Consider the following 13,469-nt stretch of genomic DNA (forward strand, 5'->3'; position numbering starts at 1 on the left):
GATTACTCCTTGAGCGGGATGTCGTCGAGGACGGCCGGTTGATCGAGAACCCACCTGGGTTCGGTCACCAGCAGGGAGAAGCACCCGCCGTGTGTCTCCACGTCGAGGACGTAGCGGAATCCGGCGGACTCCGCCCAGGCGATGGCATCGAGGTCGAGCTCCGGAACGGGAAGTACGACCCGGCGGCAGCGGGGGTTGAGGTGCAGCAGGTGTGCGGTGTACGAGGCCAGCCGGTCGGGCTCGGGACGCCCGGTGTAGATGAGCTCCTCGTCGTGGGTTCCGGACGGGTAGGCGTCGCGGAGCGGGCCGGACCGTGCCCGGCGGTGGGTCAGAACGGCGGGGGCGCCGCCGGTGCCGGTCACAGGTCATCACCACCGGCCGCCGTCGCGAAACCGCGGACACCCATCCCACCGTCGGCGTTGAGGACGGCCCCTGTCACGGTCGCCGCGTCCCGGCGGGAGGCGAACATGACGTACGGGCCGGTGGACGCGGCCGGGTCAACCGGGGAATCGTGCAGTGGCAGCCAGCGGTTGTCGGTCACGTCGTCGCCGCGGGCCTCCCGCTTGGCGAAACCCTTCTCGATGGAGCGGTTCTCCAACCCCGCGGATTCCGGACCACGCAGGTCGGTGCGCAACCCGCCGACGGCGACGCCGTTGACCCGGACCTTCGGGGCCAGTTCGTAGGCGAGTTGGGTGACCAGTCCCCGGTCGGCGTGCTTGGCTGCGGTGTACACGGGTCCACCCCCGGCGGAGTAGAAGGAGGCGTTCGACAACGTCATGACGATGTTGCCGCGTGTCCTGACCAGTTCGGGCCATGCGACCGAGCAGGTGAGAAGGTACCCCTTGACATTGATGTCGAACAGTTCGTCGTAGAGTGCCCCGATCTCTTCGGGGGAGGTGGCGGTCAGCGACCGGTTGAAGTCCCACACCCCGGCGTTGGGCACGAGGATGTCCAGTTTCCCGAACCGGTCGACAGTGGCTGCCACGGCGGCCTGCAGGTCGGGGACACTGCGGACGTCACCGGTGACGGCAAGGACACGGTCGGCGTATCCGGGACCGAGGTCGGCGGCGGCGGCGATCGTGGCCTCCAGCTTCTCTCTCGTCCGGGCGAAGACCGCGACACCCCCGGCACCTTCCTTGAGAAACCGGAGGGCCACCGCCTGCCCGATGCCGGAACCTCCACCGGTGATGAAGGCGATGTCTCCGTCGAGACGGCCGGCCATCAGAGTTCACCGGCCAGGAAGTTGTTCACGAGCAGTTCGAACTGGTCCTTGCGCTCGACCTGCACCCAGTGGCCGCACCTGGAGAAGACATGCAACTGGACCTTCCGGATCTGCTTGAGCATGGCGAACGCGCCGTCGAGAGTGATGGTGCGGTCATCGCGGCCCCACAGCAGGAGCGTGTCCGCCGTGATCTTGTCGAGGTCCTTCCAGAGCGGGTCCATCCCGCCGCGGGCGGCGAAGGATGCATTGTAGGCGTGGTAGAACTCGATGTGACTTTCGTCCAGGGACGCCTCGTACCGCTGCTGCAGGTCCTCCTCGGAAAAATTCTTCGCGTTGGCGACCATGACCCGGACGAACTGCTTCATCTTGGCCAGGGTGGGGCCCTCACCGTTGTAGTACTTGAACATCTGCTTCTGTCCCTCGGTGGCGGTGGGCGCCAGCATCGGCAGCCAACCACCGCCCGGTGCCATGAGCACCAGCTTCTTCACCCGGTCGGGTTGGTCAATCGCCATAGCCAGGGAAGCGGCCCCGCCCAGGGAGTTTCCGAGAAGGTGGAAGTCGTCCACCCCCAGCTCCGTCAGGACCTGGAACATGGCGTCCACGGTGATCTCGGTGATCGAACGTTCCGCCAGGTCCTCGGCGGTCGGCCGGTAGCTGCCGCCGAAACCGGGCTGGTCCGGCAGGATGACCCGGTACCGGTCGGCGAAGGCCGGGACATTGTCGAGGTAGTTGGCCAGCGCACTGACACCGGGACCGCCGCCGTGCATGAGGACGAGCGGGATACCGGTCCCGGCCTCGGAGACCCGGATGTCACCGAGGGTGGTGCGGATGGTGCGGGTGGAGATGTCAGGGGTGGTTGCCGTGGTCACGGGAAAGTCCTTTCGTCAGGTGTCGGTATCAGAAGAACGTGCTGATGTTCTTCATGAGCAGTACGTTCTGCTCGAAGAGGATGGTCCGTTTGACCACCTCGAAGTCGTGCTCGCCACCACGTCGGATAACGTCGTTGCGGCCGCCGGCGTAGATGTCGTGTTCGGTCTGCAGTCGGTTGCGGTACACAATGAAGGCGCTGCGGACCTGCAGGAGTCCGTCCCCGCGTTCGCGGGCGCTGATGTTGGAGATGAGATGCCGGGTCCGGCTCGGCGGGTCTTCGGCCCAGGCCATCCCGGAATCGAACCGTCGGATGCGCCAGGCGAGTGAATCCTTCGTCTCGTCGTAGTAGGCGGCTTCCCCCGGTGCGGAGACTGACAGCGCCTGCTGTCTGCGGAGTCGGTTGGTGCGGGTGGGTGCCCAGTAGTGGAGCTCCTCGCCCAGCATGTCGAGCCAGTCGGCGAATCGGCCGTCATCGAGGAATTCGGCCTCGCGGAAGTAGAACTGGTTAAGTTCGAAGTGCGTCGCGGCGTCCGCCAGGGGGAGTGTGTCGGCATCCTCGTCGAGGACGGAGCTTCCGGTACTGGTCGCACCGTTGAGAGTGGCAGGGTTCAGGTAGGTGTCGGTCATGGGGATCACGCCTTCGTCTTGAGGAGTTTCCGGAGCTGTACCGACGGGTCGGACAGTTCTCCGGCGGTGACCGGGATGCCTCTGTCGATGAGGCCCCGGGCGGCCCGGATTGTCTTCGGTTCGTCGACGGCGGCGGCGCCGACGAGCCGACCGTCAGCGAGCAGGAAGACGGTGGGGTGGTCGCCACCGGGGCGGACCACGATCTCGCCGGGACCGGCCATCCGGCCGACGGATTCGAGATGGTGGCCGTGCCGGTCAGACCAGAACCATCCGGCACCTCGTGCCGGGACAGGCAGGCCGAGCAGCGCGTGGGCGGCTTCCTGTCCGGCGAGTTGGGCGGCTTCCCAGTGCTCTTCGCGCCGGGTCAGAGTGCCGTCGGTGTCCTGGACACGGGCCACGTCGCCGGCAGCGTACACACCGGGGGCGGAAGTCCGGAATGCCGCGTCGACGACAATTCCGTTGTCACACCGGATGCCCGCCTGTTCTGCAAGACGGGTGTCCGGGACCATCCCGATGCCGACGACGACCCGGTCGACGATGACCGGGTCGGCACCCCGGACCGCCACCCGGACGCCGTCAGTGACAACCGTGATGCTCTCGGTGGTTCCGGTGACGACACGGATGCCACGTGCCGCGTGCATGGCCTGCAGGTGGGTGGCCAGCAGTTCGCCGACCGCGGGGACCAGCGGCACGGCGACCGGGTCAATGAGCGTGACCTCAGCGCCCTGTCCCAGTAGGGCGGAGGCGAGCTCTGCGCCGATCAGTCCGGCGCCGACCACGGCGACTCGGGTTCCGGAGGTGACCGCAGCGCGGAGTTTTTCCGCATCCGTGAACGTCCGCAGGACACCCACCTGGGGCAGATCCGTACCAGGAACGGGCAGGACCCGGGCGCGCCCTCCGGTGGCCAGCAGCACGGTGTCCGCGTCGAGTACGGTGCCGTCGGCGAGGGTGACAGTGCCGGCAGTGCCCGCAGCGGCGGCGTCCGACGTGAGAGTCAGGCCGGTGACGGGGAGGCCGAACCGGGCGTCGATGTCCAGGTCGGCGAGTTCGGCGGCGCTCGCGAAAGCGAGGGAATCCAGGGTGAAGTCGTCCTCGAAGAGTCGCTTGCTCAGCGGTGGGCGGTCGTAGGTCGCCGGTTCGCCGTCGACGACGGTGATCGGGCCGACATGGCCCAACCGGCGCAGTTCGGTCGCGGCGCTGAAGCCGGCGAGGCCGGCGCCGACGATGACGACGCGTCCGGCGTCCCGCGCTGTGGCCTGTGCTGTGTCCGGCGTCGTGTCCGGGGATGTGCTCTGGGCTGAACCGGTCATGTCACTTCACCAGCCTGTCCGGATTCGGGATGATCCTGATGTCGTCGCCGTCGACGACCACGGTGTGCGCGGCGACGCTCTCGGTGGCGGGCATCGACTGAACGGACCCGTCTCCGAGGCAGAACTTCGCTGCGTGCAGCGGACATTCCACGCAACCGTCCTCCACCCAGCCGTCCGCGAGAGATGCGGTCTCGTGGGTGCAGGTGTCGTCGAGGGCGTAGTAGGTGGCACCGTCGAAGAACAGGGCGATGTCTCCGACGGTCCCGGTGACGGCGGCGTCGATGACGATGCCCTCGTCCTCGTCCACGTCTCCGACATGGGCGACGACAATCGACTGACTGGTCATGGTGTTCATGCGTTCTTCCTTTCGTGCCAGGCGGGAGTGCTCATGAGCTCGGCCCATCGGCTGTAGAACTTGCGGCCGGCGGCATCGCTGTACAGCTCGCTGGTCTCACCCCGGTGGATGCCGTCATGGCGTTCCGAACCGAGACCCATCTGGTAGTTGAGTGGGACCGTGTTGGTCCGCCAGCCGTGGGAGATGGCCTGGATTTCGCTCCAGTTCTCGCCGTCGTCCTGCTCGAAAATCCCGGAGGGGCCGAAGGTGCGCAGGTTGTACAGACGCTGTGCGTTGCGGACCTCCTCGGGCATGGACTTGTCCAGGACAGTCCAGGACCAGACCTCCATCTCGTCCGGACCCTTCGGGTGCCAGACCCGGATGCTGCCGTTGACCGGCAGGTAGGAGAAGTTCGGGAAGATCGTGGCGTGGCCGGTGGTGAGCGGGCCGTGGACCCGCGCTTCGCCGAGCCGTTCGGTGAGCGCGGCGTAGTCGTAGTACTCATGGACCGGTTGTGCGTCGAAGCGGCTCTTCGGATGGACCGGGAAACCGGTGCCGTTGCCGTGTTCGTCGGAGTACTGGCGGCCCGGGGTCGCGGCGATGGACTGCTTCGGCCCTTTCCCGGTGGGGGAGAGCACCATCAGCGCCGAGGCGTGCGACATGTTGACGTGGTACCAGTCGGTGCCGAACTGTTCGGCGGCCAGTTTCCAGTTCCCCTTCAGCACCCACTTCGTGATGCCGCCGACGACGGTCGTGCCTTCGGAGTCGCGGTCGAGGAAAGCCTCCATGTACCACTTCATGTCCCCGAGCTGGTCGAGCAGTGCGGGTGCCTCCGGGTTCCAGGTGGCGAAGATGAGGCCGAGGACGGTATCGAGCTGGGCGACCTCGACCAGGCCCCATTCTTCCGGATCGAGTTCTCCTCCGGGGTAGGCGTCCGCGTTCGGGGCGTTGATCAGACGTCCCTCCAGGTCATAAGCCCAGCCGTGGTAGGTGCAGGTGAAGTTCTTCGTCTTCCCGTAGTCCGCACGCAGCACCCGGGCACCACGGTGACGACAGGAGTTGAGGAAACAGCGGATCTGCTTCTTCTTGTCCATGGTCACGATGACCGGGTCCTCACCCATGTAGGTGGTGAAGAAGTCCCCGGGTTTCTGCACCTGGTCGACATGCCCGAGGAAAAGCCAGCTGGTGGCGAAGACCCTGGCAAGTTCCTGTTCGTACAGCGACCGGTCAGTGAAGATGGCCCGGTCGACCATGCCGTTGGGACGGTCGATCATGCCGTGGACGTCCACGTAGCGGGTGAGTTCGGCGGGCCGACGGACGTCGCCGCAGCTGATCCGGGGGTCGGTGACGTGTCCGGACGTATTCTCGACGGTTGCGGGGCCCGCCGGGATACCCGCGTTCGGATTCCTGGTGGTGGTCATGGAGTGCCTTCTTCTGTGGTGGTCGGTGTCAGAGTTCGGAGTCAGTGGTCGGTGTCGGGGACTGTGGATGTGAGCCGGACGGTGGCGAACCCGGGACTGGCCGCGTGCCAGTCGGATCCCGGGGTGAAATCCACCGCGGCGTCCACCGCTCCGGACAGGACACGGTCGCCGGCCCTGAGCGTGTCGCCCCGGGACCCGAGGGCACAGGCCAGCCAGTGGACGGAGGCCACCGGATCTCCCAGCACTGCCGCCCCAGGCCCCTGTGCCACCTGCGAGTCATCGCGGTACATGGTGATCACCGCGTCCGGCAGGGACGCCAGCAGCTCGCCCGTGGCCGGCCGGAAACTGCCCCACACGACCCGTGCCAGCGAGGCGTTGTCCGCCACTGTGTCCGGCAGGGTGATCTTCCAGTCCGCGATCCGTGAGTCGATGACCTCGAAGGCCAGGCCCACTGCACTGACCGCATCCCGGACCTCGGCCTCGGTCGGCGCCGGCCCGAGATCGTGACCGATCTCAACGGCGAACTCCGGCTCCAGCCGCGGTCGGATGAACTGTGCCGGGTCGAGCAGTGAGCCGTCCGCGACTTCCAGAGCATCAGTGACAGCACCGAAGTCCGGCTGATCGACGCCGAGCTGCTGTTGCATGGCCGATGACGTCAATCCGATCTTGCGCCCGGTGATCCGTTCACCGGACGTCACGCGGGCGTTGATGTTCACCCGCTGGATGCGGTAGGCCTCGTCGACGGTGAGCCCGGGGCAGGTGAAGGTGAGCGGTGCGATGCCGACGACGTCCGCCTCTGCGCGGGCCAGGGCAGCTGCCGCGGCCTCAATGTCCGTGCTGGTTGCGGTGGGTGTTGTGTCCATGTCGTCATCCTCCGATACCGCGCAGGTACCGGGCCATCGCCTGTTCCGGCCACCGGAACACGGACCTGTGGTGGTCCTACTGTCCGGGTCAGAATGACCGGGCCGCACGACCGCTACCTACAGGAGGACTTCCCATGCGCGCAGCAGTAGCCACCGCCCAGAACTATGAGGACCCGTTCGCCGGGCTGGAGCTCACGGAGGTACCGACACCCACCGCACCGACCGGGTGGACCCGGATCAGGTTGCGCGCCGCAGCCCTGAATCCGCACGACCTCTGGACCTTGCGGGGCGTCGGCCACCCCGCCGACCGCATCCCGATCATCCTCGGATGCGAGGGGGCGGGTGTCACCGATGACGGGCGGGAGGTCGTGGTGTATCCGGTACTGGGGGACGCCAACCGTGGTGGCGGGGATTCGACGCTGGACCCGGAAAGAGCATTGATGTCCGAGACCGTCAACGGGACGTTGGCGGACTATGTCGTCGTCCCCGATGAGATGGTTGTGGAGAAACCTGTGTCGATCAGTTTCACCGAGGCTGCCTGTCTCGGGGTGGCCTGGGGGACCGCCTACCGGATGCTGTTCACCCGCGGTGAGGTGAAGCCGGGGTCACGGGTTCTGGTCCAGGGGGGCAACGGGGGAGTAGCGAGTGCTGCGATCGTGCTGGCAAAGCAGGCGGGGGCCGTCGTGTACGCCACCGCCCGGACTGCGGAGAAGCGTGAGTTCGCCGCCTCCTGCGGTGCGGACGTGGTCCTGGCTTCCGGGGAACGGGTCCCTGAGCGGGTGGACGTCGTCATCGAGACCATCGGAGAAGCGACGTGGAGACACTCGTTGCGTGCGTTGCGTCCCGGTGGACGCATTGTCATAGCCGGTGCCACCAGCGGTGGTATGCCGCCGGCGGAGTTGGAGCGGGTCTTCTATCAGCAGCTCAGCGTGATCGGGTCGACCGGTTGCACCCGGGGCGAGTTCGAGGCGATGCTGCGTGCGATTGATGTGGGTGGGGCCAGACCGCATACGGCGAGCATCGGTTTCGAGGAGATCCCCGACGGCTACCGGCGGATGCTGGCGGGTACGTCGGGAAAGATCGTCGTGGAATTCCCGGGCTGAGGACGTCGGGGAAACAGGTCAGAACGCGTCTTCGAGGCCGGACATGGACTGCTGAGGCATGGTGGAACAGACGAAGACGACGGACTCAGGGGCTACGGGGGCGAAGATGTGCGCGCCTTCTCCGGGGAACCGGACGAAGTCGCCGACTCCGGCCACCACGGTCCGGCCCTCCGGACCCAGCTCGACCCGTCCTTCGAGAACGTAGCAGTGACGGAGCATGCCCCGGGGCCCGGTGAACGGGCGCCGACCGTGCCGTTCCGCCACCAACCGGATGAGTGAGTTCACGACGTAACCGGAGCCGTAGATCGAGTCGAGCCGCCGGACATCCAGCTGCTTCTGTACGAGCCACCGGGCATCGTTACCCGACTTGTGCATGACGTCCGCCCCGACATCGGAGACGAGGGCACGCACCGTGATCCCGAGCGCTACCGCGATCCGTTCGAGCGTGTCAATGGTCGGGTTTCCCCGCCTGCTCTCGATGTCGATAACGGTCTGTTTTGATACACCTGCTTGGGTTGCCAGCTGTTGCATGGAAAGACCCTGATGCTGCCGGTGAAGTCTGGCATTACGGGCGATGATGTGACGTGCAGCACTCATATTTCGGGATTCTTTTGGTTGGTTAAGTGGTCAGCTAAAGCCTACCGGCAATGTCGACAGAGTGGACCGTCTCGGATGAACTTGATCCCGACCACACAGCCAAACTTTTTCTGACGACAAAGGACCGTGACGATGACCACCGGCATCACGACCACCACCCCTACATCCACTCCACACGCGGCCGCGACCACCTCCATCGCCGCCGGAGGCCGGCGCGATGCACGGTCAGTGGACACCAGAGACATGTCCTCGATCGACAAGGCCGTGGCCGTCCTCCGGGCGTTCGGGGACGATGCGACCCCGGGCATCGGGGTGAGTGAAATCTCCCGGCGTACCGGCCTCAGTAAATCCACGGCGTTCCGGATTCTCGCGATCCTCGAACGCAACGCCATGGTTGAGCGGGTCGGTACCGCCTACCGCTTCGGCACCACGCTCCGGGAACTCGGGGCTCAGGGCTCCGGAGGGGACCACGACCGGCTGCGAAATCTCCTCACCCCGTTCCTGACGGAACTGTTCACCGCAACCGGCATGACCGTTCAGCTGGCAGCGTTGGAGGGGACCCACATCGTGTACCTCAACAAGCTCGAGGGACGTGACCGCCTGCGGACCCCCAGCCGCATCGGCGGCCGGATGCCCAGTTACTGCACCGGCGCCGGCAAGGCACTCGTCGCCACCAATTCCAGTGAGCTCGAACTCACCGTCGCCGCGCCCCGGCGCCGGTGGACGGAGACGACGATCACTGACGAGGGACAGCTACGGGACGAGTTCGCGCAGATCCGACGTACGGGCATCGCCTATGACCGGGGTGAGAGCCTGTCAGAGCTGAGCTGTGTCGCGGTTCCGGTCACCGACGGCCGTGGGCGCCCGGTCGCGGCCTTCTCAATCTCGGGAAATACCGGGAACTTCCAGCCGCACCGTGTGGAGCACATTCTCCGGACTGTGGGAATGGCGGCGTCGAAGGCGATGGCGATGGCGACCGCCGGCTGAGAGACGTTCTCCGTGGTGCCGTGGTCCATCGGGCGATGCCCATGGTGTCACCGGCGGGGGCACTGCCGATCGCGAGGTGGTGACCCCGCAGTGCTCCCAGCGCCCGCACCGCCGCATTCATCCCGCACATGAAGTGCACGCCGCCGCCCGGTGCCGTCGAGGACGAGCACAGGTACACCCCCGGGATCCCGGTCGAGTACGGGTCCGGGCTGAACCGCGGCCGGGCGAGCAGCTGTACCAGGTCATTGGCTCCGCCGGAGATCTCCCCGCCGGCATTGTTGCGGTTGTGCGCCTCGACCACCGTCGGCGGCGACGCCACATGGTCCACGATGTGTTCCCGGAATCCGGGGGCGGCGTCCTCGATCTGTGTGGTGACCAGCTCGAAGGTCTGCTGCGGCGTCCCGTCCCACCCGGCGGGGACATGGGCGTAGGCCCACAGCGGGTTGAGCCGCCTGCCGTCGACCACCGTCGACCGGGAGGGGTCGGCGAGATACTGCTGGCAGACCAGGGTGAACGGGCGGGACGGCAGGCGTCCGTCCCAGCAGTCCTGTTCAGCGGCGGTGATCTGCTCCGCGGTGCCGCCGAGATGGACCGTGCCGGCACGCCGGGCGTCCGGGGCGGTCCACGGCACGTCGCCGTCGAGGACGTAGTCCACTTTCGCCATCGCCGGCCCGCGCCGGAACCGGCGCCAGGCACGCCCCACCCGCTCCGGCAGGCGTGGGCCGAGAATGGACGCCGCGGTCTCGACGGAGGTGTCGAGGAGGACCACGTCGGCGTCCGCCACCTCACCGAGGTCGGTGACCGGGGTGTCGGTGAAGACCGATCCACGGAGGGATTCGAGGAGGCCCACGAGGGCGTCCGCGATGGCCTGCGAGCCGCCGACCGCGACCGGCCAACCGTACCGGTGACCCGCCGCGGTGAGCAGCGCACCGGCGGCCGAGGACCCGGGGCGGGTCAGCGGGGTGAAGGCGTGGGCCGCGATGCCCGCGGTCAGGGCGCGGGCCTCCGCGGTACGGAACCGACGCCGGGACCATGTGGCCGGGAGCGCGGCGTTCACGCCGAATCCGGCGAACAGCAGCGGGCGGCGGGGGAGGTGGAGGACCGGCTGCAGGAACTCGGCGGCGATGTCGTCCGCGTGGCTGGCCGACGAGCCGACACGCGCGCGCCAGGCCCGGGCATCCCGGGCATCGCCGAAACCGGCGGCTGTCCGGGAGACGTCGGTGTGCAGGGACGCCGTACGGCTGGCATCCAGGACATGCACCATGTCCACCTCAGCGGTGGCGAAGGCCAGACCGTGGTCGGCGAGCCGGTCGCCGTAGCGGTGGAAGAACGGGGAGGCCTGGGCGAGCGGGTGGGCGGCCGAGCACAGGTCGTGGACCACGCCGGGCACCATGAGTCCGGCACTGCGGGTGCCACCGCCGACCGTGTCCGCCGCCTCGACGACGGTGACGCGCAGGCCCGCCTCGGCGAGGACGACCGCAGCGGCGAGACCGTTGGGTCCGGAACCGACGACGGTGGCGGTGCGGGGTGGGCGGGGTGTCATCCGTTCCGGCGGAGACCGTCGTCGAGGATCGTGGCCCAGGTGTCGGTGACGGTGCGCCGGTGCTCGGCATTGTCGACGAGGACGGCACCGAGGCCGAGTCCGCGGGCAAGGTCGATGGTGGCACGCAGCAGCCGACGGGTGTGCTGGTCAGACAGGTCGGCATCCAGGGTGAGGGCCATGATCTGGTAGACCTCCCGGGCGTAGCGGGAGTCCGCCGCGATGATGAGGTCGCGGAGTTCGCCTTCGGGGCCGGCGGCCGCGGACCACACATGGAGTGCGGCACGGAAGGAATCGGTGCTGAAGGATTCGACGACAAGGGAGAGCACGTCGCGGACGGGCGTCCCGTCGATGTCGGTCCCGAGGTCGGCGACGGCGCTGCGCAACTGCCGGGTGGCGTCCGCATAGAACTTGGCGACAGTGGCCTCGATGAGGGTGTCGCGGGTGGGGAAGTGGTGTTGGGCGGCGCCCCGGGACACCCCTGCCTCGGCAGCGACCGCGCTCACGGAGGTTCCCTGGAGCCCTTCCCGGGTGAGGACGGTCAGTGCCGCGGCGAGCAGGGCCTGGTGGGTCTCCCGGCTGCGTTGCTGCCGGGGTTCGGTGGATGTCGACGGCACGGCGACCTCCTTTTCACGTCACGGCTGATCGGATGCGGGTGTGACGGGAAGTGTATCGACGGTCGCGCGGGGCGTCCACCTGTGGTCGGAGGAATGGGGCGCTCTCCGGTGCCGACTGTGCTCCAGGAGTGGATATCGGCAGTGGTGACCTGTCTTGTGCGGTCGGCTGCCGGTTAGATACCCCCGTCGAGGGGTACAGGTTCCGGTGAGCCTGCAGGTCATCGTCTTGAACACCGGTCAGGGAAAAAACGATCACGGATGATTGCTTTCTAGTGTGACTCAGGACATATATGCTCGCTGGAAACGAACGCATCACTGACAAAACGAAACTGCACCAGAAGGGATACAGGACCGTGACTGCACCTGCCGTCGGCGCCACCGAAGCGCCCGACCCCACCGGCTTCCCCGCCCTCACCGCGGAACTCCGCGACCGGATCGCCCGGGCCCGCCGCGGGGGCGGGGACAGGGCCCGGGCCCGCCACCTCTCCCGCGGCAAGATGCTGCCCCGGGACCGGGTCAACGCCCTGCTCGACCCGGGCAGCCCCTTCCTCGAGGTCGCGCCCCTGGCCGCCGAGGACATGTACGACGGCCGCGTCCCCGGCGCCGGCATCATCGCCGGCATCGGCCTGGTGGCGGGCCGGCTGTGCCTCATCGCCGCCAACGACGCGACCGTCTCCGGCGGGACGTACTACCCGATGACCGTGAAGAAGCACCTGCGCGCCCAGGAGATCGCCGAGGCCAACCGGCTGCCCTGCATCTACCTGGTGGACTCGGGCGGGGCGATGCTGCTGCAGCAGGACGAGGTCTTCCCCGACCGTGACCACTTCGGCCGCATCTTCTACAACCAGGCCCGGATGTCCGCCCGCGGGATCCCGCAGCTCTCCGCGGTCATGGGTTCCTGCACCGCCGGCGGCGCCTACGTCCCGGCGATCTCCGACGAGACCGTCATCGTCGACGGCCAGGGCACCATCTTCCTCGCCGGCCCGCCGCTGGTGAAGGCCGCCACCGGCGAGGACGTCACCGCCGAGGAGCTCGGCGGCGGCGCGATGCACTCCCGGATCTCCGGGGTCACCGACCACCTCGCCGCCGATGACGCGGACGCCCTGCAGCGCATCCGCGACATCGTCGCCACCCTGCCGGAGGACGCCCCGGGCGCCCCGGCCGCATCGGTCGACACCTTCACCGCCGCCGACCAGACCGACCTCTACGACATCGTCCCCACCGACCTGAAGACCCCCTACGACGCCCGCGAGGTCATCGGGGTCATCGCGGACACCGGCTCGGTCCACGAGTTCAAGGCCGAGTACGACAACTCCGTCATCACCACCTTCGCCCGGATCGAGGGGCACCGGGTCGGCGTGATCGCCAACAACGGCGTGATCTTCGGCGACGGTGCGGTGAAGGCCGCCCACTTCATCGAACTGTGCGAGCAGCGCGGCACACCACTGCTGTTCCTGCAGAACACCACCGGCTTCATGGTCGGCAAGGACTACGAGCAGGGCGGTATCGCCAAACACGGCGCGAAGATGGTCACCGCCGTCGCCACCGCGACCGTCCCCAAGCTCACCGTCATCACCGGCGGCGGCTTCGGCGCCGGCAACTACGCCATGTGCGGCCGCGCCTACTCACCCCGGTTCCTGTGGACCTGGCCGAACGCGAAGGTTTCGGTGATGGGCGGCCCGCAGGCGGCGATGACCCTGTCGACCGTCCGCGGGGCGAAAGTCACCCGCGAGGGAGGGGAGTGGACCGAGACCGACCGGGAGGACTTCGAGCGCCCAATCCGGGACCTGTTCGAGGAGAAGTCCAGCTGCTGGTACGGCACCGCCCGGCTGTGGGACGACGGCGTGATCGACCCGGCGGACACCCGCCGCGTCCTCGCCATGGCCCTGGCGGTCTGTGCCCGCACCCCCCGCGACACCGACCGCGGCACCACCCCCGACAACGGCGCCGGCTTCGGCGTCTTCCGGATGTAAGGAGA

General features: G+C 67.8%; 13 protein-coding genes and 1 pseudogene. 3 read left to right on the forward strand and 11 right to left on the reverse strand.

What is annotated here, in order from left to right; all coding sequences use genetic code 11:
- Positions 1 to 2: 2 nt before the first annotated feature.
- The 8 genes from FSW06_RS14060 to FSW06_RS14095 form a co-directional block, all read right to left on the reverse strand.
- Complete coding sequence (locus tag FSW06_RS14060; protein WP_010119592.1) at positions 3 to 362, reverse strand: hypothetical protein; 360 nt, start codon at positions 360 to 362, stop codon at positions 3 to 5.
- Complete coding sequence (locus FSW06_RS14065; RefSeq protein WP_010119591.1) at positions 359 to 1,222, reverse strand: SDR family NAD(P)-dependent oxidoreductase; 864 nt, start codon at positions 1,220 to 1,222, stop codon at positions 359 to 361. The genes FSW06_RS14060 and FSW06_RS14065 overlap by 4 nt, the downstream gene beginning before the upstream one ends.
- Positions 1,222 to 2,091 carry an alpha/beta fold hydrolase gene (locus FSW06_RS14070; RefSeq protein WP_010119589.1) on the reverse strand — a complete coding sequence of 290 codons (870 nt, stop codon included), beginning with the start codon at positions 2,089 to 2,091 and terminating at the stop codon, positions 1,222 to 1,224. Before FSW06_RS14070 ends, FSW06_RS14065 begins: the two co-directional genes overlap by 1 nt.
- A 28-nt stretch (positions 2,092 to 2,119) precedes the next feature.
- Positions 2,120 to 2,728, reverse strand: a complete 609-nt coding sequence (locus FSW06_RS14075) for an aromatic-ring-hydroxylating dioxygenase subunit beta (protein ID WP_010119587.1) — start codon at positions 2,726 to 2,728, stop codon at positions 2,120 to 2,122.
- The gene (locus tag FSW06_RS14080) at positions 2,725 to 4,029 is read right to left on the reverse strand and encodes an NAD(P)/FAD-dependent oxidoreductase (protein ID WP_010119586.1); all 1,305 of its coding nucleotides are present in this window, start codon (positions 4,027 to 4,029) and stop codon (positions 2,725 to 2,727) included. Before FSW06_RS14080 ends, FSW06_RS14075 begins: the two co-directional genes overlap by 4 nt.
- Position 4,030: 1 nt before the next feature.
- Positions 4,031 to 4,384: a non-heme iron oxygenase ferredoxin subunit gene (locus tag FSW06_RS14085; RefSeq protein WP_010119584.1), complete on the reverse strand. Its 354-nt coding sequence runs from the start codon at positions 4,382 to 4,384 to the stop codon at positions 4,031 to 4,033.
- Positions 4,381 to 5,637, reverse strand: coding sequence for an aromatic ring-hydroxylating dioxygenase subunit alpha (locus FSW06_RS14090; RefSeq protein WP_238525931.1), 1,257 nt, complete (start codon positions 5,635 to 5,637; stop codon positions 4,381 to 4,383). Before FSW06_RS14090 ends, FSW06_RS14085 begins: the two co-directional genes overlap by 4 nt.
- A gap of 188 nt (positions 5,638 to 5,825) precedes the next feature.
- Positions 5,826 to 6,647: a 2-keto-4-pentenoate hydratase gene (locus tag FSW06_RS14095; RefSeq protein WP_010119581.1), complete on the reverse strand. Its 822-nt coding sequence runs from the start codon at positions 6,645 to 6,647 to the stop codon at positions 5,826 to 5,828.
- A gap of 134 nt (positions 6,648 to 6,781) precedes the next feature.
- Here FSW06_RS14095 and FSW06_RS14100 point away from each other — a divergent pair, with 134 nt between their 5' ends.
- Positions 6,782 to 7,750: a zinc-binding dehydrogenase gene (locus tag FSW06_RS14100; RefSeq protein ID WP_010119579.1), complete on the forward strand. Its 969-nt coding sequence runs from the start codon at positions 6,782 to 6,784 to the stop codon at positions 7,748 to 7,750.
- Between the two features lie 18 nt (positions 7,751 to 7,768).
- Here FSW06_RS14100 and FSW06_RS14105 read toward each other — a convergent pair whose 3' ends face one another.
- On the reverse strand, positions 7,769 to 8,281 hold the full coding sequence (locus FSW06_RS14105; RefSeq protein WP_158005208.1) for a helix-turn-helix domain-containing protein: 513 nt from the start codon (positions 8,279 to 8,281) through the stop codon (positions 7,769 to 7,771).
- A gap of 309 nt (positions 8,282 to 8,590) precedes the next feature.
- Between FSW06_RS14105 and FSW06_RS14110 the strand changes: the two are divergent.
- A pseudogene (locus FSW06_RS14110) lies at positions 8,591 to 9,247 on the forward strand (IclR family transcriptional regulator); the annotation flags it as partial.
- Here FSW06_RS14110 and FSW06_RS14885 read toward each other — a convergent pair.
- Together FSW06_RS14885 and FSW06_RS14120 are read right to left on the reverse strand one after the other, a co-directional pair.
- Entirely contained in the window at positions 9,192 to 10,877 is a 1,686-nt protein-coding gene (locus tag FSW06_RS14885) for an FAD-dependent oxidoreductase (protein ID WP_010119576.1), read from the reverse strand. The pseudogene FSW06_RS14110 and the gene FSW06_RS14885 overlap by 56 nt on opposite strands.
- On the reverse strand, positions 10,874 to 11,491 hold the full coding sequence (locus tag FSW06_RS14120; RefSeq protein ID WP_010119574.1) for a TetR/AcrR family transcriptional regulator: 618 nt from the start codon (positions 11,489 to 11,491) through the stop codon (positions 10,874 to 10,876). The genes FSW06_RS14885 and FSW06_RS14120 overlap by 4 nt, the downstream gene beginning before the upstream one ends.
- A gap of 290 nt (positions 11,492 to 11,781) precedes the next feature.
- Here FSW06_RS14120 and FSW06_RS14125 point away from each other — a divergent pair, with 290 nt between their 5' ends.
- Complete coding sequence (locus FSW06_RS14125) at positions 11,782 to 13,464, forward strand: carboxyl transferase domain-containing protein (RefSeq protein WP_010119572.1); 1,683 nt, start codon at positions 11,782 to 11,784, stop codon at positions 13,462 to 13,464.
- Positions 13,465 to 13,469 lie beyond the last annotated feature (5 nt).

It is taken from the genome of Corynebacterium nuruki S6-4, from assembly GCF_007970465.1.
Classification (GTDB): domain Bacteria; phylum Actinomycetota; class Actinomycetes; order Mycobacteriales; family Mycobacteriaceae; genus Corynebacterium; species Corynebacterium nuruki.